Origin of the sequence: Acinetobacter sp. ANC 4178, from assembly GCF_004331175.1 — a bacterium.
Taxonomy (GTDB): Bacteria; Pseudomonadota; Gammaproteobacteria; order Pseudomonadales; family Moraxellaceae; genus Acinetobacter.
Map to the genome: position 1 here is coordinate 443,215 of NZ_SJOD01000003.1, position 24,165 is coordinate 467,379.

28 protein-coding genes and 1 rRNA gene are annotated in these 24,165 nt (G+C 40.5%); 20 read left to right on the forward strand and 9 right to left on the reverse strand.

Features of this window, described 5'->3' with window-relative positions:
• Positions 1-95 precede the first annotated feature (95 nt).
• Entirely contained in the window at positions 96-2,231 is a 2,136-nt protein-coding gene (locus E0H87_RS09125) for a 3-hydroxyacyl-CoA dehydrogenase NAD-binding domain-containing protein (protein ID WP_131323288.1), read from the forward strand.
• Positions 2,232-2,403: 172 nt separating this feature from the next.
• Positions 2,404-2,682, forward strand: a complete 279-nt coding sequence (locus E0H87_RS09130; RefSeq protein ID WP_131323289.1) for a hypothetical protein — start codon at positions 2,404-2,406, stop codon at positions 2,680-2,682.
• A gap of 54 nt (positions 2,683-2,736) precedes the next feature.
• Here the strand turns inward: E0H87_RS09130 and E0H87_RS09135 are convergent, their stop codons facing one another.
• Positions 2,737-3,168 (reverse strand): GNAT family N-acetyltransferase, encoded by a 432-nt coding sequence (locus E0H87_RS09135; RefSeq protein ID WP_131323290.1) that lies wholly within the window; start codon positions 3,166-3,168, stop codon positions 2,737-2,739.
• A 35-nt stretch (positions 3,169-3,203) separates the two neighbouring features.
• On the reverse strand, positions 3,204-4,427 hold the full coding sequence (locus E0H87_RS09140) for a class I SAM-dependent methyltransferase (protein WP_131323291.1): 1,224 nt from the start codon (positions 4,425-4,427) through the stop codon (positions 3,204-3,206).
• 102 nt (positions 4,428-4,529) lie between these two features.
• On the opposite strand from E0H87_RS09140, the gene trhA reads away from it, so the two are divergent.
• Both trhA and E0H87_RS09150 read left to right on the forward strand, forming a co-directional pair.
• Positions 4,530-5,171, forward strand: coding sequence for a PAQR family membrane homeostasis protein TrhA (gene trhA / locus E0H87_RS09145; RefSeq protein WP_131323292.1), 642 nt, complete (start codon positions 4,530-4,532; stop codon positions 5,169-5,171).
• 144 nt (positions 5,172-5,315) lie between these two features.
• Complete coding sequence (locus E0H87_RS09150) at positions 5,316-6,626, forward strand: MFS transporter (RefSeq protein ID WP_131323293.1); 1,311 nt, start codon at positions 5,316-5,318, stop codon at positions 6,624-6,626.
• A gap of 107 nt (positions 6,627-6,733) precedes the next feature.
• Here E0H87_RS09150 and E0H87_RS09155 read toward each other — a convergent pair whose 3' ends face one another.
• Positions 6,734-7,747 carry a metallophosphoesterase gene (locus E0H87_RS09155; protein ID WP_413773116.1) on the reverse strand — a complete coding sequence of 338 codons (1,014 nt, stop codon included), beginning with the start codon at positions 7,745-7,747 and terminating at the stop codon, positions 6,734-6,736.
• A gap of 136 nt (positions 7,748-7,883) precedes the next feature.
• Between E0H87_RS09155 and E0H87_RS09160 the strand changes: the two genes are divergently transcribed.
• Positions 7,884-9,482: a phospholipase D family protein gene (locus tag E0H87_RS09160; RefSeq protein WP_413773120.1), complete on the forward strand. Its 1,599-nt coding sequence runs from the start codon at positions 7,884-7,886 to the stop codon at positions 9,480-9,482.
• Positions 9,483-9,505: 23 nt separating this feature from the next.
• Here the strand turns inward: E0H87_RS09160 and E0H87_RS09165 are convergent, their stop codons facing one another.
• Positions 9,506-10,339 (reverse strand): lysophospholipid acyltransferase family protein, encoded by an 834-nt coding sequence (locus E0H87_RS09165; protein ID WP_131323295.1) that lies wholly within the window; start codon positions 10,337-10,339, stop codon positions 9,506-9,508.
• A 183-nt stretch (positions 10,340-10,522) separates the two neighbouring features.
• On the opposite strand from E0H87_RS09165, the gene E0H87_RS16065 reads away from it, so the two are divergent.
• The 6 genes from E0H87_RS16065 to E0H87_RS09190 all read left to right on the forward strand — a co-directional run bounded on the left by E0H87_RS16065 (position 10,523) and on the right by E0H87_RS09190 (position 14,345).
• The gene (locus tag E0H87_RS16065) at positions 10,523-10,660 is read left to right on the forward strand and encodes a hypothetical protein (RefSeq protein ID WP_165493952.1); all 138 of its coding nucleotides are present in this window, start codon (positions 10,523-10,525) and stop codon (positions 10,658-10,660) included.
• Between the two features lie 69 nt (positions 10,661-10,729).
• A complete protein-coding gene (hflX, locus tag E0H87_RS09170) occupies positions 10,730-12,061 on the forward strand; it encodes a ribosome rescue GTPase HflX (RefSeq protein WP_131323296.1) in 1,332 nt (443 codons plus the stop codon).
• 47 nt (positions 12,062-12,108) lie between these two features.
• The gene (locus E0H87_RS09175) at positions 12,109-12,480 is read left to right on the forward strand and encodes a hypothetical protein (protein WP_131323297.1); all 372 of its coding nucleotides are present in this window, start codon (positions 12,109-12,111) and stop codon (positions 12,478-12,480) included.
• A 9-nt stretch (positions 12,481-12,489) separates the two neighbouring features.
• The gene (locus E0H87_RS09180; protein WP_131323298.1) at positions 12,490-13,164 is read left to right on the forward strand and encodes an LrgB family protein; all 675 of its coding nucleotides are present in this window, start codon (positions 12,490-12,492) and stop codon (positions 13,162-13,164) included.
• Positions 13,165-13,252: 88 nt separating this feature from the next.
• Positions 13,253-13,702: a DUF2147 domain-containing protein gene (locus tag E0H87_RS09185; RefSeq protein ID WP_131323299.1), complete on the forward strand. Its 450-nt coding sequence runs from the start codon at positions 13,253-13,255 to the stop codon at positions 13,700-13,702.
• 190 nt (positions 13,703-13,892) lie between these two features.
• Positions 13,893-14,345 (forward strand): DUF2147 domain-containing protein, encoded by a 453-nt coding sequence (locus E0H87_RS09190; protein WP_131323300.1) that lies wholly within the window; start codon positions 13,893-13,895, stop codon positions 14,343-14,345.
• Between the two features lie 223 nt (positions 14,346-14,568).
• Here the strand turns inward: E0H87_RS09190 and E0H87_RS09195 are convergent, their stop codons facing one another.
• Genes E0H87_RS09195 through pdxA form a run of 3 tightly spaced genes read right to left on the reverse strand, consistent with a single transcriptional unit; the run spans position 14,569 to position 17,224 of the window.
• On the reverse strand, positions 14,569-15,408 hold the full coding sequence (locus E0H87_RS09195) for a symmetrical bis(5'-nucleosyl)-tetraphosphatase (protein ID WP_413773117.1): 840 nt from the start codon (positions 15,406-15,408) through the stop codon (positions 14,569-14,571).
• A 5-nt stretch (positions 15,409-15,413) separates the two neighbouring features.
• Positions 15,414-16,223 carry a 16S rRNA (adenine(1518)-N(6)/adenine(1519)-N(6))-dimethyltransferase RsmA gene (gene rsmA, locus E0H87_RS09200; RefSeq protein ID WP_131323302.1) on the reverse strand — a complete coding sequence of 270 codons (810 nt, stop codon included), beginning with the start codon at positions 16,221-16,223 and terminating at the stop codon, positions 15,414-15,416.
• A gap of 32 nt (positions 16,224-16,255) precedes the next feature.
• Entirely contained in the window at positions 16,256-17,224 is a 969-nt protein-coding gene (pdxA, locus tag E0H87_RS09205) for a 4-hydroxythreonine-4-phosphate dehydrogenase PdxA (RefSeq protein WP_131323303.1), read from the reverse strand.
• A 479-nt stretch (positions 17,225-17,703) separates the two neighbouring features.
• On the opposite strand from pdxA, the gene rplM reads away from it, so the two are divergent.
• Together rplM and rpsI are read left to right on the forward strand one after the other, a co-directional pair.
• Positions 17,704-18,132: a 50S ribosomal protein L13 gene (gene rplM / locus E0H87_RS09210; RefSeq protein WP_004695096.1), complete on the forward strand. Its 429-nt coding sequence runs from the start codon at positions 17,704-17,706 to the stop codon at positions 18,130-18,132.
• A 12-nt stretch (positions 18,133-18,144) separates the two neighbouring features.
• Positions 18,145-18,531 carry a 30S ribosomal protein S9 gene (gene rpsI / locus E0H87_RS09215; RefSeq protein WP_004829853.1) on the forward strand — a complete coding sequence of 129 codons (387 nt, stop codon included), beginning with the start codon at positions 18,145-18,147 and terminating at the stop codon, positions 18,529-18,531.
• Between the two features lie 127 nt (positions 18,532-18,658).
• On the opposite strand, the gene E0H87_RS16350 is transcribed toward rpsI, so the two are convergent.
• Positions 18,659-18,988 carry a hypothetical protein gene (locus E0H87_RS16350; RefSeq protein ID WP_131323304.1) on the reverse strand — a complete coding sequence of 110 codons (330 nt, stop codon included), beginning with the start codon at positions 18,986-18,988 and terminating at the stop codon, positions 18,659-18,661.
• Between the two features lie 124 nt (positions 18,989-19,112).
• Between E0H87_RS16350 and E0H87_RS09225 the strand changes: the two genes are divergently transcribed.
• From E0H87_RS09225 to E0H87_RS09255, 7 genes are all read left to right on the forward strand, one after another.
• Complete coding sequence (locus E0H87_RS09225; RefSeq protein WP_131323305.1) at positions 19,113-19,778, forward strand: glutathione S-transferase N-terminal domain-containing protein; 666 nt, start codon at positions 19,113-19,115, stop codon at positions 19,776-19,778.
• A complete protein-coding gene (locus E0H87_RS09230) occupies positions 19,778-20,206 on the forward strand; it encodes a ClpXP protease specificity-enhancing factor (protein WP_131323306.1) in 429 nt (142 codons plus the stop codon). Before E0H87_RS09225 ends, E0H87_RS09230 begins: the two co-directional genes overlap by 1 nt.
• Positions 20,207-20,223: 17 nt before the next feature.
• A complete protein-coding gene (locus E0H87_RS09235) occupies positions 20,224-20,880 on the forward strand; it encodes a hypothetical protein (RefSeq protein WP_131323307.1) in 657 nt (218 codons plus the stop codon).
• Positions 20,881-21,268: 388 nt separating this feature from the next.
• Positions 21,269-21,628 carry a roadblock/LC7 domain-containing protein gene (locus E0H87_RS09240; protein ID WP_131323308.1) on the forward strand — a complete coding sequence of 120 codons (360 nt, stop codon included), beginning with the start codon at positions 21,269-21,271 and terminating at the stop codon, positions 21,626-21,628.
• 84 nt (positions 21,629-21,712) lie between these two features.
• Positions 21,713-22,678, forward strand: a complete 966-nt coding sequence (locus tag E0H87_RS09245) for a hypothetical protein (protein ID WP_131323309.1) — start codon at positions 21,713-21,715, stop codon at positions 22,676-22,678.
• 8 nt (positions 22,679-22,686) lie between these two features.
• Complete coding sequence (locus E0H87_RS09250; RefSeq protein WP_131323310.1) at positions 22,687-23,235, forward strand: GTP-binding protein; 549 nt, start codon at positions 22,687-22,689, stop codon at positions 23,233-23,235.
• An 18-nt stretch (positions 23,236-23,253) separates the two neighbouring features.
• The gene (locus E0H87_RS09255) at positions 23,254-23,661 is read left to right on the forward strand and encodes a roadblock/LC7 domain-containing protein (RefSeq protein WP_131323311.1); all 408 of its coding nucleotides are present in this window, start codon (positions 23,254-23,256) and stop codon (positions 23,659-23,661) included.
• Positions 23,662-24,008: 347 nt separating this feature from the next.
• Here the strand turns inward: E0H87_RS09255 and rrf are convergent.
• Positions 24,009-24,123: ribosomal RNA gene (rrf, locus tag E0H87_RS09260) — 5S ribosomal RNA — on the reverse strand.
• Positions 24,124-24,165 lie beyond the last annotated feature (42 nt).

The window sequence follows — 24,165 nt, forward strand, 5'->3', positions numbered from 1 at the left end:
ATGAGAGCTAAACAAGACTCTGCTATGTGTATTTTCATAAATATAGATCAACAGATAACTTGCAACAAAGCTTATAAAATATTGGACGATGATGTATGAGCGCTATTCAATACCAAAAAAACACAGACAATATTGTAATTCTTACCCTTGATTCATCAGGACAATCTGCCAATACCATGAATGCAGAGTTCCGCGATTCTTTAGATGAAGTGAGTCAAAAGCTCAAAGCTGAAACTGATTTGAAAGGGATTATTTTCCGTTCAGCGAAAAAAACCTTCTTCGCGGGCGGTGATTTAGATGAGCTAATTCAAGTTCAACCTGAACATGCCACTGATTTTTTTAATATGGTGGAAAAACTCAAAGCTAATCTGCGCAGCATTGAAACCTTGGGCGTACCTGTAGTAGCGGCCTTAAATGGCACAGCACTGGGTGGAGGTTGGGAAATCGCATTAAGTTGCCATTATCGTATCGCGATTAATGATCCCAAAACCCAATTTGGTTTACCTGAAGTAACGTTAGGCTTACTTCCGGGTGGTGGTGGTATCGTGCGTATGGTACGTCTACTGGGTTTACAAAATGCATTACCTTTCTTGATGGAAGGTAAGCAATTTGGTGTCGATAAAGCAAAATCACTTGGCTTGGTGCATGACACTGCTGAAAATGAACAAGAGCTTTTGAATAAAGCGATTGCTTGGGTGAAAGCCAATCCCAAAAGCCAGCAACCGTTTGATGTGAAAGGTTACAAAATTCCAGGAGGAGATCCCAAAACTCCTGCGGTTGCGCAAGTGCTTGCGATTGCCCCTGCCATGTTACGAGACAAAACCAAGGGTTGTTACCCTGCGCCTGAAGCCATTATGGCGGCAGCAGTTGAAGGTGCTCAAGTCGATGTTGATACAGCGCTTCGTATTGAATCTCGCTATTTCACCCAACTGGCTGTGGGTCAAGTGTCCAAAAATATGATTGGAACCTTCTGGCATGGTCTGAATGCAATCAAATCTGGTGCAAGCCGCCCTGCGGATGTTGCTAAATGGCAAGCGAGCAAAGTCGGTGTTTTAGGTGCAGGTATGATGGGTGCAGGCATTGCCTACTCAACCGCAATCAAAGGTATTCCAGTCGTCCTAAAAGATGTCTCAGTTGAAAATGCAGAAAAAGGCAAAGCCTATTCACAGAAACTCTTGGATAAACGTGTTTCACAAGGTCGGATGACGGCGGAAAAACGTGATCAGGTTTTATCTCTCATCACGGCGACAGCTTCCGCTCAAGACCTTCAAGGCTGTGATTTGATTATTGAAGCGGTATTTGAGAATCAAGAACTCAAAGCGAAGGTGACTCAAGAAGCTGAACAATATTTAGCTGAAGGCGGTATTTTTGCGTCGAATACTTCAACTTTACCAATCACAGGTTTGGCAACAGCAAGTCAAGCTGCCCAAAACTTTATTGGACTACATTTCTTTAGTCCTGTAGACAAAATGCAGTTGGTAGAAATCATCAAGGGCAAACAGACCTCTGCTGAAACATTGGCAAAAGCCTATGACTTTGTCCAGCAAATTGCTAAGACTCCAATTATCGTGAATGACAGCCGTGGTTTCTTTACCAGCCGTGTCTTTGGTACGTTTATTCAAGAAGGTATGCGTCTACTTGCTGAAGGTGTGCATCCAGCGAAAATTGAAATGGCCGCACTGAAAGCCGGTATGCCTGTTGGCCCACTTGCGATTCAGGATGAAGTATCTTTGACCTTGACTGAACACGTTGCCAGTGAAACTCGTAAAGCACTACAAGCTGAGGGTAAAGACCTGCCAAAAACGTCGGTTGATGAAGTGGTGCATACCATGATTCATGAACTGAATCGTAAAGGTAAAGCGGCAGGTGCTGGTTTCTACGACTATCCAGAAAATGGCAAAAAACATTTATGGGATGGACTCAGCCGCTGGCAGAAAGCAAATGATATTACTGAACAGGACATGATTGATCGTTTCTTGTTTGTGCAAGCACTCGATACTTTACGCTGCTATGAAGAAGGTGTTTTAGAGTCTGTGATTGATGCCAATGTCGGTTCGATTTTCGGAATTGGCTTTGCCCCTTGGACGGGTGGTGCCATTCAATTCCTGAATCAAAATGGTATTCAAACATCCTTGCAACGTGCAGAACAACTGGCTGCCCAATATGGTGAACGCTTTAATCCGCCACAAATTTTAAGAGAGAAAGTTCAACGCAACGAACTTATTCAATAATTTCTCTATCGATAAACGCTGGTTTGGAAACCCTCTTCCAAATCAGCTACATCTCATAAGCTAAAATAAGAACAATTAAGCTTTTTATAAAATTTGGTCTGTATCCACTCCATTTTATGTTATAAAGTTACATAATTTTAAAAGTTTCTTTTTATCCATTGGGTTATTTGTTATGTCAGACGATACTTCTCCTGAAAAATCTCCATGGGGTTGGAAAGCCCTGATTATTGCTACAATTCTAAGTGTTATTTTTCTGGTTGTTTTTTATTTAGCAATGCAACACGAACCTGACTATATGCCAGGTAAGCAAAGACTCGCACGTGAAGCACAAGCCAGCAGTGCGCCAGTAGAACACCAAATGGACATGAGTGCCGAAGAACATAATATGACGGCTGAAGAACATGCTGCCATGACCGACTCCTCGGCATCTACAGCACATCACGGACATTAAACAAAAAAGCCATCTCTTAGAAGATGGCTTTTTTATACCTAAAATTTAGGATTTCTAGTCCTGTACAAGCAAGGACATCTGCATATCAATATGTGGAATCCCACAATCCATATACGCATCTCCATGTGCTTGAAAGCCTAAATTTTGGTAAAAAGACATTGCATGCACTTGCGAAGAAAGTTGCAATAAAGGACGTTGTTGGATCCACGCTTGCTGGATAATCTCTTGCATCAAAAGCTTGCCAATCCCTTGTCCACGGTGCGATGCCAATACGGCAACACGCCCAATGCTATGATTTGGCAATAAGCGGGCTGTCGCAATGGCCTGCTCCCCATCGCACACTACAAAATGCTGTGAAATTTCATCCTGTGCATCCCACTCATCTGCCGCAGCAATCTGCTGTTCCTGAATAAATACCTGTTCACGGATCGGTTTTGCATCTGACTGCAATTCAGCCCAAGTCCCTGCCCGAATCTGTAGTGTCATATCAATTTCCTTCTGCATCTTACTGCCAATACTGCTTAGCACTTAGAACCAATATCACGTTGATCCCATTGGTTATTTAACAGCAACTCCAAGGAGTGTTTTTGAATGCCATACATATTTTTTAATGCCTCAATTTGCGCCAATACCGCAGTATCAGGTGCAACAAAATCGGCGCGCTTGGTGGCTAAAATCATTTTATTTTTGCTGGTATGTTCCAAAGCAACAAACTCAAAGACCTTGGTTTCATAGCCATAGGCTTTTAACAGCAATGCACGAATAGTATCTGTCAGCATTTCTGCCTGTTGACCCGCGTGAATCCCAAAGTGCAACATCGGCTTCAACACGTCTGGGCTTTTCAGTTGTGGGCGCAACTCCTTATGGCAGCACGGCGCGCACATAATCATCTGCGCATTTAAGCGAATCCCCGTATGAATGGCAAAATCGGTTGCCACATCACAAGCATGCAACGCAATCATCACATCTAAACGTTCAGGCTGATAGGTTCGGACATCCCCTTGGAAAAAATCCAGTTGATTAAATCCCGAAGCCTCTGCCACATGTTGACAGAATTGCACCATCTTTTCATTCAACTCAACGCCTGTTACAAATGGAACCTGCTGCTGCTTCGCCAAATAATCATATAAAGCAAAGGTTAAATAGCCTTTACCTGAACCAAAATCAACCACGCGTAAAGTCTGATCTTGAGTCGACAATTGGGTCAAAGCCCCCGAAAAAATTTCCACAAACTTATTAATCTGTTTCCACTTACGTGCCATGCTCGGAATAATCTGACCTTGAGCATCAGTAATGCCCAAATGTTGCAAGAACAGACTTTCTTGCTCCACAAAACGATGTTTGCTCCGATCATGCGTTTGTGTCGCATGCGCATCTGTTTTGGTCATTGTCGTTTTCTGAGTAATGGTCAGTAAATCTTTTTTCTTATTGCGCTTGAGTTGCACATCTTGAGTCGATGCAAACAAATTGCCCTGCTTACAACAGGCTAAATGCTCCGCAATAATTTGCATGGCATCTGAGATTGGGTAGTTTTTGGTGACATCTTGGGTTTTATGTCGATATAAAACATTCAAAACAGGTTGCTGTTGTAACTCAATTAGACGGAAAGTCATTTTTTCTAACTGCTGCATTTCGCCCTTGTATTGGCTCAGGATTAAACGCTCAAAACTTTGTGTTTCCAGTGCTTGCTGTACAGCATCGAGAAACTGTTGTTCCTGAGCAGAAGGAGAAGTCGAGTCAGACATACAATAAACCTAATTAAATTTGCGACTAAATTTTAAAGCGTCTTACACGAAAAGCAAAATTGAATTACTATACAGTTGTACTTTTAATAAGAAGCAGCCTATATGACCGCTCCCCTTGTGCAAGATTACCATCATACCGAAGAGCAATTTAATGTCTGGAGCCATGCGCTTGGGGCAGTGCTTGCCTGCATTGCCACAATTCTGCTCATCATAAAAGGATCTTACCTCACTACAGGACAATGGATTGGACTTTGGGTATACGGTTTTAGCATGATTCTGCTATTTACAGGTTCAACCCTGTATCACATGGCGCAAAGCTATGAAAAACGCTTTTGGTTAAAAAAACTGGATCACACCGCCATTTATTATTTGATTGCAGGGACTTATACCCCGTTTCTGTCCATTGCAATTCCAACCACAAAAGCCCACAACTTACTGATTGCGCTCTGGGTGATTGCCCTACTTGGAACACTATTCAAATTAATTTTCATTCATCGTTTTCAGAAGGTTTCCCTGATTGCTTATTTGGTCATGGGCTGGCTTGCGGTGTTATTAATCAATGATATGCAACGTTATTTATCTTCCGATGCACTCTTTTGGCTGGTTTTAGGCGGTCTGGCTTATACAGTCGGAGCATTGTTTTATGCCTTAAAACGGGTAAGATATACCCATGCGATCTGGCATGTATTTGTACTGATAGGCGCTGGATCACACTTCCTCGCGATCTATTTGTACGTGATTTAATCGGCTTCTCTCACGTTTTAGTGACCCTAAAAGAGTAGATGTGAGTTCGATTTCCCGTTGTTTTTTTAAAAAATTACGCCTTTTTTAAAAAGATTACGCTTTTAAAACTAAGTTTTTTTAATTTTAGTAAGTGTAAGGTTATCCATGGCGTCATCAACTACAGCTACAACAGAAGTAGCAACAAATTCAAAATTTCGTGTACTCACAGCAAGTCTGGTGGGTACTACCATCGAATTCTTCGATTTTTATATCTATGCCACGGCAGCGGTCATTATTTTTCCGCATCTGTTCTTCCCTGCAAGTACAGACCCAATGACAGCAACCATTCAGTCACTTGCAACTTTTGCCATTGCCTTTATTGCACGCCCAATTGGTGCCGCATTATTTGGTCATTTAGGTGATCGTATCGGTCGTAAAGCCACCTTGGTTGCCGCCCTACTGACCATGGGCATTTCCACGGTGTGTATTGGCTTATTACCTACTTATGCTCAAATTGGTATTGTCGCACCTTTACTGCTTGCACTTTGCCGCTTAGGTCAAGGGCTTGGTTTAGGCGGTGAATGGTCGGGTGCCGTATTATTGGCAACCGAAAATGCCCCTGAAGGGAAACGTGCTTGGTATGGCATGTTTCCGCAGTTGGGTGCACCCATCGGTTTTATTTTGGCAACAGGCTCCTTCTTAACCTTAGGCGCATTAATGTCTGAACAAGACTTTATGCAATGGGGTTGGCGCATTCCATTTATTGCCAGCGCTATTTTGGTAATTGTAGGTCTATGGATTCGTCTCCAACTACATGAAACTCCTGCATTCCAAAAAGTACTCGACAAGCAAAAAGAAGTGAATGTACCGTTCAAAGAAGTCATGACCAAGCATTTCCCAATGTTGGTATTGGGTACAATCGCAGCAATCTGTACTTTTGTGGTGTTCTATCTCACGACTGTATTTGCTTTGAACTGGGGAACCACAAAACTTGGCTATTCACGCGCTGAATTCTTAGAATTACAATTGGTTGCAACACTTTGTTTTGCTGCTTTTATCCCACTTTCTGCGGTATTGGCAGAAAAATTTGGCCGTAAAACCACCTCGATTGCAGTTTGCGTACTGTCAGCATTATTCGGTCTAGTTTTCTCAAGCATGCTCGAATCTGGTAATACCTTTGTGGTGTTCTTATTCTTATGTACTGGTTTAGCCATTATGGGCTTAACGTATGGTCCAATTGGGACGGTGTTGTCTGAAATTTTTCCAACTTCAGTTCGTTATACTGGCTCGGCGTTAACCTTTAACCTCGCGGGTATTTTCGGTGCATCATTTGCGCCACTGATTGCCACCAAATTGGCAACCACTTACGGATTATATGCTGTGGGTTATTATCTCACGGCGGCGTCAATTCTTTCCTTGTTGGCATTCCTTGCCATTCGTGAAACTAAAAATGATGATGTAAATAATCAAGTGTAATCACGATCACACCCGATGGCATCTTAAAACGACAAAAAACCCTCAAACCATGCAACGTTTGAGGGTTTTTTTTATACTTATACCCATTGAATATCTAAAGCGTTGGATTAAACCAATTCAATAATATCGATGGTGGGCGGAACGCGAAATCGAAATGGAACGCCGACCATTCCCGTCCCGACCGTCACAAATACATCTGCATGTTCGTGGTTATACAATCCTTTTTTATGTCCCAGAATGGATACTTTTTTCATGACATAATCTGTTAGCCAAGGTAATTCCACTTGCCCACCATGGGTATGTCCCGACAACATCAATGGACGATTCGGAAGTTTAGGTACCATATCCACCGTATCTGGGTTATGAGAGAGAATGACCCACGGTTTGTCTTGGGGTAAATCTGGCAGATAACGCATATCCGCTTTTCCTGCCCACAAATCGCCAACACCAATAAGGCGAAATTCTTCAAATTCGACAATCTGCCCTTCAATATCAATCACATCATTCGTACTCAGTGCATGACTCAATAAGGCCTGTATCGGCGGACCAGGATATTGCTCATCATGATTCCCATAAACTGAATATACAGGTGCCTGAATTTTTTTTAAGGGTGCCAGTTCTTCTGCCAAGGTATCTTCTGGTTCATAGGTCCAATCCCCTGCCACCACCACCAAATCGGGCTGCTGCTGATTGATTTTCTCGACAATAATTTTGAGTTGTCGTTCATGTCCTGAAAACAAACCGATATGTAAATCGGCCACCAAGGCTATTTTCACAGGCTTTTGAATTCGGCTTCCAGCATCCAATTGATATCGTGTAGTCTTGACTTGAACACAGTGTGGTTCTACAAAGCGCGCGTAAAGTAAAACAACACTCAGTACGAACACAAACCCTGCTTCGTGCACTGAGTAATACCCACTCCAGCCAGCATAAAGACTAAACAATGCCAAAGGCCAGAGTAAATAAGACAAATAAAATGCCAGTAAATGCACAAAGGCTTTAAATGGATGGATCGTTTCTGTATGCGACTGGCTATGCCATGCCTGTGCAATGGCCCAAAGTGCAATCAGCGCGAAACTTCCATAAAAAATGTAAATCATTGAGTCTGTTGTCAATATCATTACTCACTATACCGATTACTAATTCTCTATTTTTATTTATCTTTTCATAGCTGACAATTATACTCAAACCAAATCTAGCGATCATAATAGTGTGATGAGTATAATAGACCCGAACAATCACGTCGTGCAACGTCAGTTGTCTGTCGTTAAAAAGAAGACCCCATCTAAGGCAGTAATTTTACTTTGTAGCAGTTTATTATTTGGCTTGCCTGCTTGCTCGACTCTCCCTCAATATACGCCACAACCCGTCGTCAATTCATTTGATATTGACACTTCTCATACATCATTAGCCCAAATTATTGATCCACTCCGTGAACAAAATCCTAATTTAACCGGTTTCCATGTCCTGAATGACCCGCTGGAGGCTTTGGCTGCACGGATTCACCTCATTGAACGTGCCGAAAAAACGCTAGATTTACAATATTATATTTGGGACAACGATAAAATTGGTGCAATTGCTTTGCATGCGATTATTCAAGCTGCCGATCGTGGCGTCAAAGTTCGCATGCTAATTGATGACAATAACGCAAGCAAAATGGAAGGCATTTATTTAGCACTGGCACAGCACCGTAATATCGATGTCAAACTGTACAATCCTTATGGTTTCCGTAACTTCCGTGCCATGGATATCTTGCTGGATTTAAAACGTGTCAATCGACGCATGCATAATAAAAGCTTTATTGCCGACAATCAGATTGCCCTGATTGGCGGACGGAATATGAGTAATCAATACTATAATGTCAGTGATCATTATCAGTTTTCTGATGTCGATGTCATGTTGGTCGGCACGGCAGCAGATGAAATTGCGTCATCTTTCAATGAATACTGGAATGATGCTTATGCCTATCCAGTCAATCAAATTGTTGATCCTCAAAAATACACCTTACGCTATGAAGGTTTGAAGCAACAAGTCACCGAACACTATGCCGATACTACGGTACAAAATTACCTCGATTTAGCCAATCGCTCACAAGCTTTTGAGCAATGGTTAGATCACAATATTCAGTTTGACTGGGTCAAAGCCAAAGTCGTGAAAGATTCTCCCAATAAAACACGCGATAAAGCTGCACCAGAAGATTACTTAAATCATCAACTCATTTCGTATTTAGAAACACCAAACTCCAGTTTAGATATTGTTTCCGCTTATTTTGTCCCTGAAAAGAAAGGTGCTGATGTTCTCGAAAAAATCTCGCAAAAAGGGGTTCAGGTTCGCGTATTGACCAATTCCTTCATTGCCAATGACGTCGCTTTGGTGCATGCCTTCTATGGCAAGTATCGCCAAGACCTTTTAGAAAACGGCGTGCAAATGTATGAGTTTCTGGCAGCCCCTGAACAAGAAAACTGGTATCACAATACTGAAGAGCTTTCTAAAAAAGCCAAAATCAGTTTAAGAGGACTCAGTCATTCTAGCTTACATGCCAAAATGTTAGCGATTGATGAAAGCCAAGTGTTTATTGGTTCTTTTAATTTTGATCCACGCTCAGCGTATCTCAATACCGAGATTGGGGTGATTTTAAATAGTCCGCCTTTGGCCAAAGCAGTACATGAAACCATGGACCAGAATCTGTCCAAATATGCCTATAAGCTGGTTTTAGATGCCAATAATAAAATTAATTGGCAACTGACACACCCCAATGGAAATATCAAAACTTACACCACAGAACCCAAAATGAAGTGGTGGCACAAAGCAGGTGTCAAATTTATTTCTTGGTTACCTGTAGAAGGCTTGATGTAATATGCGATAACTTCAAACCATGCTTAAATCAAAGCACGGTTTGAAGATGGCTGCACCGAATGTAAAACCCGTTGATGTAACTGCGCTAGACCCACATTCATTTCACTTTGTACCATCGCGGTTAAACTTTCAACCGTATGCCCCGCGGTATGAACCATCGGCAAAGTCAACAAATGTGCAGTCACTTTCGGCATTTCTAACACATTCTTAATATGATCAACAAAGCTGGTTTCGCCAATAAACGGCGCCACCATATCTAGCTCACCCTGCTGATTTACATAACAGATCACACAGATCTGAACAGGTCGCTGAGCTTCAATGGCTGCCCCTAAAATTCGTCCATGTACTTTTTTAATCCGTGTGCCATCAGAAGTGGTTGCTTCAGGAAAAAACAATACGGGAATATCTTGTTTAAGAAAATCGGAAATCTGTTCACGAATTTTGATTGAATCACCCGAACCCCGTTTAATGAACAAAGTTCCGCCCGCTTTTGCCAGCTTGCCAAATACAGGCCATTTTTCAATTTCAGCCTTGGCCAAAAAGAAGACCCGCGCCCCAGAACCTAATACAGCAATATCGAGCCAAGAAATATGATTACTGACCCACAAGGCAGGTTCACGCGGAATCGTGCCATGCACTTCAACATCAAGATTAAACACCTTGCACAATTGACGGCAAAAATACTGAACATAGCGGGTATTATTGGCATTGTTCGGGTCTTTATATAAACCATGACGAGCAACCAGATAAAATCCTTCCGAAACCACACCTAAGCCTGCACTGAGCTTTCGACCATACAAGAACAGCTTGGAAATTGGATTCAATGAAGACGTTTGAGCAGCTGAATTTTCTTTCATATATTTTGACTAACCAGCAAAACCTTGTGAGTATTTGATGAACTTTGCTTCATTCTATACTGTTCATTCTTCACATGCATTGATTATAAAAACCGAATATGGACATTACAAAATCCAATTTTAATTCAAATGACAACTTCATTATGATGGTTTTATAAGCATTAAAATGAATAGGTGTGACAGATGCGAACCCATACACCACCTCAAAAATCCAAGCCATCTCACCACTGGTTACATACACTACAAGTGGTCATCGGCTTTAGTATTCTGTATTTTGCTGCCATCATTCTGTTTGCAAAATTATTCGCTGCTACGTTATAAATCAACGAATCTCAAGCATCTCAGCCCTTTTTCCACTAGAATAGAATTTTAAAGTGGAGAAATGGCTGAGTGGCAAATTTTAAACGACATCAAGGTGGTGAACGCATTATTCTCGTCAGCGTTTCGGTGCAAATGCTGGAAAATCTTGATGCCGAAGAATTCAATTTGCTGGCTCAATCGGCTGGTGCTGAAATCTTGGCACACATACAAGCACAGCGTATTAAACCCGATGCCAAACTTTTTATTGGCTCAGGCAAAGCCGAAGAAATTGCTGAACTGGTTGCAGAATATGAAGCCGACTTAGTCATTTTTGACCATGCATTAACGCCTGCACAAGCCCGTAATCTCGAATACATCCTCAAATGCCGAGTGGTCGATCGGAATGAATTAATTCTGGATATTTTCGCTCAACGCGCGCGTACCTTTGAAGGTAAGCTACAAGTTGAATTGGCTCAATTACAGCACTTATCCTCCCGTTTAATTCGTAGTCGTGGAACACTAGACAGTCAAAAAGGCGGAATTGGTTTGCGTGGTCCTGGTGAAACCTTGCTCGAAACGGATCGTCGCTTATTAAAAATTCGCATGGGGCAACTCAAAGCCAAACTCGATAAAGTTCGACAAACCCGTCTACAAGGTCGCGTTGCACGTCAAAAAGCTGCTGTTCCTACAGTATCCTTGGTTGGGTATACCAATGCAGGCAAATCCACCCTTTTTAATGTCTTAGCCAATAGCGATGTTTATGCGGCTGACCAACTATTTGCCACCTTAGATCCAACCTTACGCCGACTTTCATGGGAAGGCATTGGCACCGTAGTCTTGGCGGATACCGTTGGTTTTGTACGGAATCTCTCTCATTCTTTAGTCGAATCATTTAAAGCCACATTAGAGGAAACACTAGAAGCCACCTTGTTACTTCATGTGATTGATTCAAGTAGTCCAGAAATGTTGGAACAAATTGAAGCGGTTGAAAAAGTCCTCAAAGAAATTGGGGCTAATGTACCTGTACTTCGCGTGTACAACAAAATTGACCAAAGCGCTGAAGATGCAAAAATTGTCTACAGCCAACCTAACTGCCCAGAACGCGTTTATGTCTCAGCCCATACAGGACAAGGCATCGAGCTGCTACAACAAGCGGTGCATGAATGTCTGATGGGACAAATTCAAAACTTTGATCTGACACTGAAACCTGCTTATGGCAAATTCCGAACCCAGCTCTATACGCTCAATGTGATTCAATCCGAACATTATGATGATGAAGGCAATCTACATCTGAACGTTAAAATTGCCCCTGCAAAATTGGAACAATTGATTCGTCAGGCACATTTACCCCTCGATCAAATTCTCGGAGAGAAAGCAGCACTGTTCGAGAGAACGCTAGAGGAGTTTGAAATCAAACCTTAAATCGGTTAAAACGTGATAAGTAAAATTTTTTAATGTAATGACAAATCATGGATTGGATAAAAAGCATTGATTGGCCAGCATGGATAGGTACACTTTTTCTGATTATTGGGTTCCGAGAAAGTGCTGTCTGGGTCATGGCTCAGTTCAATCATCCTGAATTGGGTAATCTAATTGGATTAATTAGCTTGCTGATTCTGCTTTTGATCTGGCGTAAGTTCTGTAAAGTCCCTGCACGGCTGGTCGATACCAATAATAAAATCATGAAAGAAAGTGCCTTTGCCTTTTTACCGATTAGTGCTGGCTCATTACTAATGCTGGTTCATATGGGCAGTGAAATTCCTTTATTTGTGATGGTTTTGGTGGTGAGTACCCTCATTCCACTCTGGATTTACGCCAAAATGGCAAAGCACTGGCTATAGGAAAATCACATGTTCTCAATTCTGTCTGGATTTCTCATTACACTGATTGCCTATCTATGTGCTAAGCCAATTAATAAAAAAATTCCACAAATTCCCGTGATTGTCATCGGCATGTTTTTTGTTATCGGGTTGCTGTTTTTATTCAGTATTCCTTACGAATCCTATATGCAGCAAACCAATGCCATCTTTAGCCACTTACTGGGTTACGTCACTGTTGCACTCGCTATTCCTTTAGCTGCTATGCGTTATGATGATTTACCTCCCAAAGCCATCATTGGTATTTTGGTTTTTGCAAGCATTAGTGCTGTTGCACTACCCATGGGCTTGGCGTATCTATTTCATATGGCGGATTCAACCATTATGGCTTTCGCCACCCGCGCGGTAACCACACCGATTGCCATCAATATTGCAACTTTGTTGCACGCACCAGTCACGCTAGTCATTCTGATTGTCATTTTATCTGGTGTCATTGGCGCGGCATTTTCTCCTCTGATCTTACGCCATATTAATGATGAGCGAGCCTCAGGACTGGCGCTAGGTCTTGCCGCACATGCCATTGGCACAGCTCAGGCTTGGCAGCGAGGCAGTGTTGCAGGACGCTATGCAGCATTTGGTATGGCCGTAAATGCAGTTTTCACCGCAATTTGGCTGCCAATTTTCATACTTTACCTGCAAAATATGTGACCAACAGAACATTCCAAAGGTTGTTTTGTGCAGAAAACATCCCTAAGATAGATTTTGTTTAGTCGATTAAGTCAGCAAAAAGGAATTTATGATGGGGAAAGCTAAATTTATCAGCGCACTTGTTTTATCTGCTTTTAGTAGCATGGCTTTTGCGGAAGATATTTCAGGAACATGGAAAAACATTGATGATAAAACAGGATCTTCTAAAGCCGTCTTAGAAATCCGTCAGGAATCGAATGGCACGTTTACAGCCAAAGTTGTAAAAGTGACCCCACGCCCAGGTTATACACCAAAAGACATCTGTATTGATTGTCCAGCCCCTTATACCAATAAGCCTATTTTAGGGATGGATGTCCTCAAAGGGTTAAAGCATGAAGAAGGTTTAAATTATTCTGGTGGTAAAATTATTGACCCACTTTCTGGCAAAATTTACAGCACCAAAGCCAAAATGAGTGCGAATGGTAAACGTTTAACCCTTCGTGGATATATTGGAGTCTCTGCACTCGGACGTAGCCAAACTTGGATTCGTCAAGAATAAGAAATCACACAAGATTAAACCGCCAAATAGGCGGTTTTTTTTATGGCGAAAAGAATCCTTTTAAAGTTTCAAGTAAATTGACTCCGTAGTTTACCAAATCTTAACATTTTCATTGGGATACACGATAAAGTGAGCAGCCATATCCCAGCGATATAACAATGTATAAGGTTTTTACATCAACAGGGAATACATGAAAAAAATCATCTCTTTAAGCATCTTCACAGGTTTAGTCATCGCAAGTACTGCTGCTCTAGCACAAGATATCTCAGGTACTTGGCAACAAATTGACGATAAAACAGGTTCACCCAAGGCAGTGATTGAAATTCGTAAAGAATCAAACAATACCTATACGGGGAAAATCACCAAAATTACCCCTCGACCGGGCTATACCCCTCGTGAACGTTGCAACAATTGCCCTGCCCCATATACAAACCAGCCGATCTTAGGTATGGAAATCTTAAAGGGATTAAAATATGTGGAAGGCACGAACAATTACGAAAAAGGACGTGTGATTGATCCTCTTTCAGGTAAATTTTACGATGCCAAAATGAAACTTAATTCGACTGGTAAACGCCTATCCCTTCGTGCCTATTTGGGTGTTTCCGCTTTAGGACGTAACCAAACTTGGCTACGAATTGAATAAGCACTTATTAAAAATGGATTGAGCAGTTAGCTCAATCCTGCATAATGCCTAAAAACCGTGAAACCACTAAAAAACGATAAAAATTCAATAAAATTTGAATGCTATTTTTGCACAAAACATTAGGGTATCTGACAACACATTGATGATCAGTCTGGTCCCACACACTATATTGAATGAGAATCCAATAAAGCTAAAAAAAAGCCACAAAATTGTGGCTTTTTTTTCAATTCATCACTGGATTATCGACTGCAAAAATTTGTTGGTCTTCCAGACGATACGCCAATAATTGATTGCCCCAAACACACCCACCATCTACATTTTGGATATGCGGGTTAATGGTTCTACCTTGTAAAGCAGCCCAATGACCAAAAATCACTTGATGGGTTTCTGCCGCTTTCGACTCAAATTCAAACCAAGGCAAATATCCCGCAGGCATTGGATCTTCAAGTGCATCTTTAAAGCTAAATTCCAAACGACCTTCTGCATTGCTTAAACGCATCCGCGTCAGATAATTAGTAATGCAACGTAAGCGTGCATGTCCTGTTAACTCATCCGACCACACATCGGGATACGTGCCATACATCTCTTGTAAAAAAGCATCCATCACCGCAAAGTCTTCATGACCAATTACGGCTTCGACCTCTTTCGCCAAAGTAGCCGTTTGTTCAGCTGTCCAAATACATGGAATACCCGCATGAGTCAAAATGGTCTGTTCATTCGGAAACAAGCAAAGTGGTTGCTTGCGTAACCAATCAATCAAATCATCACTATCAATGGCATCAATTACATCTCGGGTACGGTCTTTCTCTTTTACCGATTTCAAGCCGCGTGCACATGCCAAAAGTGTTAGGTCATGATTACCCAATACTGTTGCAGCAGAACCGCGTTCCACCAGTTTTTTGATAAAACGTAATGCCCCAATTGAGTTTTCGCCACGCGCCACCAAGTCGCCTGCAAACCAGATAAAGTCTTGGTCGGGGTCAAACTGAATTGATTTCAATAATGCCTTTAAGGCTTCAAAACAGCCTTGTACATCACCAATCACATAATTGTAACGTGGCATGATAATTACACCATTTGATCTGCTAGAGCCACGAATTGAGCCAAACTTAACGTTTCAGGACGTGCCATTGGATCAATCCCTGTTTGTTCAAAACTATCTTCACGTAACATACCTTTTAAGCTGTTACGTAAAGTTTTTCGACGCTGCGTAAAGACATGTGATACCAAACGTGCCAATGCCTTTTCATCTTTGGCAATAATCGGCTTAACCGCATATGGCTCTAAACGGAACACAGCAGACGTTACTTTTGGTGGTGGGTTAAATGAGCCCGGTGGCACTTCAAACAAGAATGTAGGTTTACAGAAATACTGAATCATGACCGACAAACGACCATACTCTTTGCTATTTGGCGAAGCCGTAATACGGTCAACCACTTCTTTTTGTAGCATAAAGTGCATGTCTTTAACTTTGTCACCAAACTCCAAGAGGTGGAACAAAAGTGGCGTCGAGATGTTATACGGCAAATTACCCACAACACGCAAAGGACGCCCCTCTTCAAATAAGTTGGTGAAATCGTATTTCAGTGCATCAGTTTCAATAATGGTTAAACGTTCAGGATGTGGCACACGCCCTGGCAAACCTGCTGCCAAATCGCGGTCTAACTCAACAACCGTGAGTGCATCACACTCGCCAATCAACGGAGAGGTTAATGCCGCCAAACCGGGCCCAATTTCTACAATGTTATCCCCTGAACGGGGTGCAACTGAACGTACAATCTTGGCAATCACACGTTGGTCATGTAAGAAGTTTTGCCCAAAACGCTTACGCGTATGGTGCCCTTCATCTTTAGGGTTTAAGGCATTAATTTGATACATAAAATTTTCCAACGTGAGTTAATCACTGAACATTAGTGACGAGCTAATTCTAACGCTAAATCAACAGCGACCTGTAAGCTTGAGCTTTTCGCAAGACCCGTGCCTGCGAGGGAGAGAGCTGTGCCATGATCGACTGAGGTGCGAATAAACGGCAAGCCCAAAGTAATATTAATGGCTTCACCAAACCCTTGCGATTTTAACACAGGTAAGCCCTGATCGTGATACATCGCCAAAACAGCATCAGCATCTTTTAAGTTTTCAGGGGTAAATAAGGTGTCGGCAGGCAAACTCAGGCTCATATTTATGCCTTGAGCACGATAGCTTTCCAACACAGGATTAATTACCTCTATTTCTTCCATACCCAAATAACCGTCCTCCCCCGCATGCGGATTCAATCCACAGACCAATACAGAGGGGTGCGAAATTTTAAATTTAGTTTTTAAATCGTGCAGTAAAATATCAATCACTTGATGCAGCCGCTCTTTGGTAATCGCATCAGGGACAGCTCTCAAAGGTAAATGTGTAGTAGCAAGCGCGACACGTAAGGTTTTGGTGGCCAGCATCATCACCACACGCTCAACCCCAGCAAATTCTTGGTAATACTCCGTATGTCCACTAAAGTGAATACCTGCGTCATTAATGACAGACTTTTGTACAGGCGCCGTAGCCACACCCACACTTTTCCCAGACATGGCGTACTCTGCTGAGCGACGAAGTTGCTCTAAAACATAAGCTGAATTTTGAGGATTCAGCTCGCCCAAAACGACTGTTTGATGTAAAGCCACATGCTCTACATAAAGCTGACCAAGAGACGATGAATTTTCCTGACCTGAATACTCAATCAGTTCAATAGAAATACCCAAGCATTCCGCACGCGCACGCAATAAATTGAGATCACCAAGCACCACAATAGGGCGCTCATCTATACGTCCTGCGAGGCTCAAGCAAATATCTGGACCAATTCCAGCAGGTTCACCACTGGTGACATATAAAGGAAGCATAAGTAACTCAAAGAAAATGCGTGTTGTTCATTATACAACGTCTATTTCGAGATCGATGAATGACAAAACGTCTATCTCGAACGAGTTTAGTTCAATTCTACCTATACTTTTGTCAATCGGCTGAAAAACCTGATCACAGGGATAAATTTAAATCACAAAAATAAGAATAAACAATCTATTGTATAAAACTTTAAGTATTCAAATATTGTCAGCGGCTTGTATTTCAAAGGCTAAAATTCTTTCACTATTCTTAATGTTTTTACAAACGCGAAAGTCTCTACATATCCCTATGAGCAGATTTGTATTTTTTAAAAAGAATAAACTTTGATCTCTTCCTTTATGCAGAGAAATACCTTAAAATACGGCTCTTGAAATTTTATATTTTCATTTGTGATTCTGAACGTATTCGTTTAGAATCGCGTCTCCTTTTGTTTGGACAGATTCCATAGTCCAAACCAACTATAATAGGTAGTGGTTTAATGAAAACTCTCAGCGCTAAGCCTGCTGAAGTTCAACACGACTGGTACGTTGTTGATGCTTCTGGCAAAACTTTAGGTCGCCTTGCGACTGAAATCGCTCGTCGTCTACGTGGTAAGCACAAGACTTCTTATACTCCTCACGTTGACACTGGCGATTATATCGTTGTAATCAATGCTGAAGAAATTCAAGTGACTGGTAAAAAAGCGCTTGATAAAAAATACTATCGCCACACTGGCTTCCCTGGTGGTATCCGTGAGACTAACTTTGAAAAGTTAATCGCTCACAAACCTGAAGCAGTTTTAGAAAAAGCTGTTAAAGGTATGTTACCAAAAGGTCCTCTTGGTTATGCAATGATCAAGAAAATGAAAGTGTATGCAGGTACAGAGCATCCACACGCTGCTCAACAGCCACAAGTTTTGGACATCTAAGGGATACAGCACATGGCTACTAATTATGGTACAGGTCGCCGTAAGACCGCAACTGCACGTGTTTTCTTGTCAGCTGGTACAGGCAAGCTCGTAATTAACAACCGTACTCTTGAGCAATACTTCGGTCGTGAAACTGCTCGTATGGTTGTTCGTCAACCTTTAGAGCTTCTTGACGTTACTGAAAAGTATGACCTTTACATCACTGTTGCTGGTGGTGGTATCGGTGGTCAAGCTGGCGCTATCCGTCACGGTATTACTCGTGCGTTGATCGCTTCTGACGAAACTTTAAAACCTGCTCTTCGTCAAGCTGGTTTCGTTACTCGTGATGCTCGTGAAGTTGAACGTAAGAAACTTGGTTTACGTAAAGCTCGTAAACGTCCTCAATTCTCTAAACGTTAATTCGTTTACCGAATCGGACAAAAAAAGCCTTGGTTTATCCAAGGCTTTTTTATGTTTCATTTTCAAGTTTTAAGACAATCCTTTCTGTTTTTATCCACCCTACATAGCTGTAGCTGCATATTTCAGTTTATTTTGAAAATTGATGATCTTTGGGCAGTGGTGCATTACACGGCTCGTCGGTTTTCTCATCGACCATTTTTACAGGCCCATCATTATAAAGCGTGACCTTACAGCTTTTTACCGTATATTCTTGCTGAATGCCGCCATACATCTCATCCTCTGATATAGATGTAGCGACATCACAGGCTTCATCTGCCATACAAGCTGCATATTCAGCAGTCTGTTGCGCCATATCGACTTGTTCAGTTGCATCTTGATTTTTAGCATAACTGATTGAAATAGAAGTCATTAATATAATTATTGTGATCGTTTGAGTGATTCTGAGCACAAGCTGCATAGCTCCATCCTTATTTTTTGATTTATTCCAGATTGTTCGATTGTATAAGCATATTAAAGTTAAGATGATTTTATTGGCTATTTTTAGTATTCTAACCGATTCAGTTCACCTAGTTTCTTGAAATATGTCTGCCGAAACTACTCCGCTTCAAGGAATTACACTTTATAGTCACGCTGATGATTTTCGATCACATTGGATTCGTTATGTGCTTGCGGAAAAACAAATTAAATTTAATCTCATCTTGCTGGATTATGACGATGAAGATCTGGCGAGCTTAAACCCTTATCATCAACTTCCCATGTTGATTGAAAATGATCTTAAATTATTTAACACCAATATCATTTCAGAATATTTAGATGACCGCTATCGTCAAAATAAACTATACGCTGATGCACCTGCACCACGTGCCGAACAGCGTCAATATATTTGGCGTTTTGAACAAGATTGGCTGACGTTAGCTGATGTTATGCTTCGTCATCCAGACAGCCTCAATAAAAATGATAAAGCCAAGGCACAGAAGCGATTAAGAGATACTTTAATTTCTCTCACGCCACTCTTCCAGCACTATCCTTATTTTATGTCGGATAACTTTACAATTTTAGATTGTATGTTAGCACCCATTTTCTTACGCTTAGATGCTATGGGCATAGAATTACCACATAAATTGTGCCGCCCAATCCTCTTATACTGTCAACGTATTTTCCAACGACCTGCATTTATCAAATCATTGACCTTGCAGGAAAAAAATCGTTATAGCCAGTTTTTATCTTCGTCACCGAGTAAACCATAATGTCTGAACAGGAAACTAACTTATCCCCTACCCGTCCTTATTTAGCGCGTGCTATTTATGAATGGATTTGTGATAACAATCTCACACCACACTTGTTGGTCGATGCGACTCAACCAAACACCATGGTACCTGAACAATTCATTCAAGATGGGCAGATCGTTCTCAACATCGTGCCACATGCCGTACACCAACTCCATATGAGTAACGATGCAATTACGTTCTCTGCACGTTTTGGTGGTGTATCTCGTGATATTTATGTGCCACTATATGCAGTATTAGGCATCTATGCACGTGAAAATGGGCAAGGCTTATTTTTTGATCCAAATGAATATGAAAATGTTCAAATTCAGCAAGATGATTTAAAATCAGAAGCTGAACAAAACCAAGAACAACCCAAGAAAAAGCCAAGCTTGAGGTTATTAGATTAGAACAAGAGGAAGTAATAATGGCTTTTGACTTAGTACAATATTTTGCAGAGCAAATTCACATTCAAAAGCCAGAGCTTCTGAATCAATATCAGCCTAGTGAGCGTAAAGCACATCTGGAAGAAATTAATACACTCAGTCTTGCCAAACTGATTACCTTATGGCGTACAGATGAAAATAAGCTCTATCAAGAAATTCAGTCACAAGAACAACTTTATATTATCGATATTGCTCGCCATCTCACCACTTCCGACCAAAATCATTCCACGTTAAAGAAAACTGAATTTGAACATACCATTACTGAAGTTCTGTCTTTACAGCTCACCGAATTAAAACAGTTAGATGATACAGGTCATTATGGCATTAAAGGCTTAAGAGAACTGATTACAGGACAAGTCGAACATTTGTCTGGACAAGCAGCTGACTGGATTTGGTCAACAAGTGAGCTAACAGAACTCAAAGGATCTAAACCGATGCCTGAAGAAGAGCTATCATTAGAGGAAACTATGAAGGAGTTTAATCAAATGGTTCATCAGAACAATGTTGCAGAGCATCACGAGCAAGTCACTGAAGTTGAAAAAACTGTGGTTCCAACTTGGGCTAAAATTTTAGAACCAGTTGTCGCTTTAGCCGTTTTATGGGTACTCTATTCCGCTGCAACTCAAATGTTTGCATAAGATATGACCAGAGAGTGTGGTTGAATCGTGACTACACTCTTTTTTTATATAAAAATAATAATTTAGTCTCAATTACTTATCAATTTATCTAATTAATTTTCTTTTTGCTTTTGATTCTTTGATAAAATTTACACATTGTTACATTTATATTGAGATCAAAATGTGACACCTAAATATATCTGTTCTTTCATATTTTCATCTAAATTTCGTGATTAAAATCACACTAATCCCGAGTAAAACAATCTGAAATTTACTGAAATTGTCATTCGACTTTAGTCCTAAAAATAATTTCTGTTGATAATATTTTAGTGCCGTTCATATAATCAAATGGATTTGATTCCAAGTTAAATCAACCAAAAAAATCCAACAAAAACATAAGAGAATCAATATGGCTAGAGTATCATTAGAAGCATTATCAAATATCGATGGTTTCCATGCAGCTGCATTAGTTGATGGGGAAAGTGGTTTGGCATTGGCAACACAAGGTGGAGGAGATATTGACCTTGAATTAGCTGCAGCAGGAAATACTGAGGTTGTACGTTCTAAGCGTCGTGTTGCAAATGCACTGAACTTGAATGACACCATTGAAGACATATTGATTACCCTTGGCAAACAATATCATCTTATTCGACCATTAGAAGGTAATGATAAACTTTTCTTATACCTCGTATTAGAACGTGCTAAGGCAAATCTTGCGATGGCGCGTCATGAACTGAAAAGTTATGAGAAAGGTTTAGATTTTTCATAATTCATCATCCCCCTTTTCTGAGTTGTCCAAAAAAGGGGGAGTTTTGAAATTAACGTTTTAACTTGTTAGATATGTAGAGATAGTATGACAGAGCAATATCTTAATATTGCGATAACTGGTTTAAGTATTCATCATTCTGAAGAACTCAAAACCCAGCTACGTAATCTCATTCCACAAGAATATAAAATTAAATGGAGTACAGCAGCAGATCCAACTATCGATTGCTTATTCATCCATGAAAATTTTTATGAAACTGACGGCATTCAAAAAATAATACAAAGCCGTAATTTTCCTTGGCTAAAAATAACGAAGAATAATAACAATGAGAATATTCTTCAAGAAAATACATTATCTCTACCAATCATTAATCCGCAGAATTTTTCTGACTGGATTTTACAGCATCTACTCAAGGCAGCGTTAGACAACTCAAATGAGCCTATCTTTGAAATAAACCCTAAGAAAACGCCCTATAAACTCGAATATTTCAGTAAGATGCTAGACAAAGAGCGTAACTCAAAACTACATCTTTTCGATACTTTAGGCACAATTGCAATTATTGATGTTCAAAAAAATATTGCTTGGCTTAATACTGAACGTGAACAAGCATTTACTGACTCTGGTTTTGGCTATGATATAGCCAGTACCAGCAACTTTATGAAAGTCTCAAGAAAACAAACTTATATTCTAAGTGACTGGTTATGGCAATTTTTTTGGGATTCCCCTTTATTTTTAAAAGAAATTGCACCAGAAGATGGGCATTTTAAAATTCATATGTGGCCTAAACCAGCCCAAGATAAAGATCGAAAAATTATCTTCCAACTTTCTAGTTGTTTTATTCAAGGCGGTAAAATCTCTAAAATTGCCTCACAATTGAACATGCCGTTAGATACAGTCCAACGCTTCATAGCTGCCAATATCGCAACAAATAATCTTTCCAAAATCAACATTTGGGATAAACACTTTAATCCACCAGAAACACCTCAAGCCACCGAAGAAACAAGTGTAATCAAAAATTTCTTTGGAAAATTAAGAAAAAAATTGGGGATATAGGAAATTTTATGATTTTACAACGGTTTAAAATAGTATTTGCTGGGGGTATGGGGGCTGGAAAGACAGAAGCGATAAAATCATTGTCTGATATTCCAGTGTTGCATACAGAAGCTTTTAATACTGATTCTCAACGCCATACCAAAATGGAAACAACTGTTGGGATTGATTATGGTGAAATTACCCTCGATGAGAATGTAACTATTGGACTTTATGGTACACCAGGTCAAAGTCGCTTCGATTTTATTTGGTCCGCAATTAGTAAAGGTGCAATCGGTGCCGTCATTCTAATCGATCATCATTCTGACAATCCTATTCAGGAGCTAGAAAGCTATCTGGAAACTTTTCAAAATTTCACTGACAATATTGCAATCGGCATTACCCATACCGATCTCATCTCCGAAAATTCGAAATCTACTGGGATTTATAAAGACTGGTTATTACAAAATGACTTGTTTTCACCACTATATTTCATCGATGCTCGCAAGAAAGATGATGTACTCTTATTATTAGAAGCGTTAATCACATCCATTGAAATTAACTCCAATATTGCCAATTAACTTTAATAGAGGTTTGATATGTTTACTCTAGAGCAAAGCCGTACGGCACCCGAAGAGTTAATTCAATTTGCCAAAGATGAAATTCACGACTTACTAATGAATGTCCGTGGTGTCAATTATGTGATGCTTTGTAGCACTGATGGCTTCGAACTGGCTCATGTTCATAAAAAGGACAGTTACAACAGCACCAAGCTTGCAGCCGTAAGTAGCTCAATCCTAGCAATGGTTGCAGCATTTATGAATGAAATTCATTTGGAAGGCTGTCAGTCCATTACCTTAGATGCGGAGAATGGTAAAGCGATCCTCACCTCTATTACGTCAAACAAGCACCCCATGATTATTGTGACTCTTGCTGAAAAAGATGTACTACTTGGGCAACTCCTTTATGCTCTAAAAACTGCTAGCAATCGTATTTCAGGTTTTTAACTTTTGATTTAGAAAACCACTAAAGAAATAGCCTTACAGTTCAAGCAGCAACTTTAAGGCTATTTACAATAACCTTCATCATATAATCACAAGCAGAATAAAAACCAAATTTTTCCAACGATCATTCTACATCTTAAGCCAGTGAATCAAATTTTTTATTAATTTTTGCTCTCTATCATTCGCATTTATTTCAAAATAACAATAAGGCCCTCTAATCTTATTATTCAAATCCACTTGGCTGTTATTTTCATCTGTTTCTGTTTGAACAGCTTTTTAGCATTAAAAGAAATATTTCCCACATAGAGCAACACCCCCTGATCTGATGACCAGGGGGTGTTTGAATAATGAGCTGGCGATGACTTACTCTCACATGGGTAACCCCACACTACCATCAGCGCTAAGAGGTTTCACTTCTGAGTTCGGGAAGGGATCAGGTGGTTCACTCTTGCTATTGTCGCCAGCACAACTGTTTATGACTATTGGTTATGGTCTTATTTACACATT

Bases quoted from the DNA above. Each gene is read 5' to 3' on its own strand.
- E0H87_RS09125 (WP_131323288.1), top strand. From the start codon at position 96: ATGAGCGCTATTCAATACCAAAAAAACACAGACAATATTGTAATTCTT.
- E0H87_RS09130 (WP_131323289.1), top strand. From the start codon at position 2,404: ATGTCAGACGATACTTCTCCTGAAAAATCTCCATGGGGTTGGAAAGCC.
- E0H87_RS09135 (WP_131323290.1), bottom strand. From the start codon at position 3,168: ATGACACTACAGATTCGGGCAGGGACTTGGGCTGAATTGCAGTCAGAT.
- E0H87_RS09140 (WP_131323291.1), bottom strand. From the start codon at position 4,427: ATGTCTGACTCGACTTCTCCTTCTGCTCAGGAACAACAGTTTCTCGAT.
- trhA (WP_131323292.1), top strand. From the start codon at position 4,530: ATGACCGCTCCCCTTGTGCAAGATTACCATCATACCGAAGAGCAATTT.
- E0H87_RS09150 (WP_131323293.1), top strand. From the start codon at position 5,316: ATGGCGTCATCAACTACAGCTACAACAGAAGTAGCAACAAATTCAAAA.
- E0H87_RS09155 (WP_413773116.1), bottom strand. From the start codon at position 7,747: ATGATATTGACAACAGACTCAATGATTTACATTTTTTATGGAAGTTTC.
- E0H87_RS09165 (WP_131323295.1), bottom strand. From the start codon at position 10,339: ATGAAAGAAAATTCAGCTGCTCAAACGTCTTCATTGAATCCAATTTCC.
- E0H87_RS16065 (WP_165493952.1), top strand. From the start codon at position 10,523: ATGCGAACCCATACACCACCTCAAAAATCCAAGCCATCTCACCACTGG.
- E0H87_RS09175 (WP_131323297.1), top strand. From the start codon at position 12,109: ATGGATTGGATAAAAAGCATTGATTGGCCAGCATGGATAGGTACACTT.
- E0H87_RS09180 (WP_131323298.1), top strand. From the start codon at position 12,490: ATGTTCTCAATTCTGTCTGGATTTCTCATTACACTGATTGCCTATCTA.
- E0H87_RS09185 (WP_131323299.1), top strand. From the start codon at position 13,253: ATGATGGGGAAAGCTAAATTTATCAGCGCACTTGTTTTATCTGCTTTT.
- E0H87_RS09190 (WP_131323300.1), top strand. From the start codon at position 13,893: ATGAAAAAAATCATCTCTTTAAGCATCTTCACAGGTTTAGTCATCGCA.
- E0H87_RS09195 (WP_413773117.1), bottom strand. From the start codon at position 15,408: ATGCCACGTTACAATTATGTGATTGGTGATGTACAAGGCTGTTTTGAA.
- rsmA (WP_131323302.1), bottom strand. From the start codon at position 16,223: ATGTATCAAATTAATGCCTTAAACCCTAAAGATGAAGGGCACCATACG.
- pdxA (WP_131323303.1), bottom strand. From the start codon at position 17,224: ATGCTTCCTTTATATGTCACCAGTGGTGAACCTGCTGGAATTGGTCCA.
- rplM (WP_004695096.1), top strand. From the start codon at position 17,704: ATGAAAACTCTCAGCGCTAAGCCTGCTGAAGTTCAACACGACTGGTAC.
- rpsI (WP_004829853.1), top strand. From the start codon at position 18,145: ATGGCTACTAATTATGGTACAGGTCGCCGTAAGACCGCAACTGCACGT.
- E0H87_RS16350 (WP_131323304.1), bottom strand. From the start codon at position 18,988: ATGCAGCTTGTGCTCAGAATCACTCAAACGATCACAATAATTATATTA.
- E0H87_RS09225 (WP_131323305.1), top strand. From the start codon at position 19,113: ATGTCTGCCGAAACTACTCCGCTTCAAGGAATTACACTTTATAGTCAC.
- E0H87_RS09230 (WP_131323306.1), top strand. From the start codon at position 19,778: ATGTCTGAACAGGAAACTAACTTATCCCCTACCCGTCCTTATTTAGCG.
- E0H87_RS09235 (WP_131323307.1), top strand. From the start codon at position 20,224: ATGGCTTTTGACTTAGTACAATATTTTGCAGAGCAAATTCACATTCAA.
- E0H87_RS09240 (WP_131323308.1), top strand. From the start codon at position 21,269: ATGGCTAGAGTATCATTAGAAGCATTATCAAATATCGATGGTTTCCAT.
- E0H87_RS09245 (WP_131323309.1), top strand. From the start codon at position 21,713: ATGACAGAGCAATATCTTAATATTGCGATAACTGGTTTAAGTATTCAT.
- E0H87_RS09250 (WP_131323310.1), top strand. From the start codon at position 22,687: ATGATTTTACAACGGTTTAAAATAGTATTTGCTGGGGGTATGGGGGCT.
- E0H87_RS09255 (WP_131323311.1), top strand. From the start codon at position 23,254: ATGTTTACTCTAGAGCAAAGCCGTACGGCACCCGAAGAGTTAATTCAA.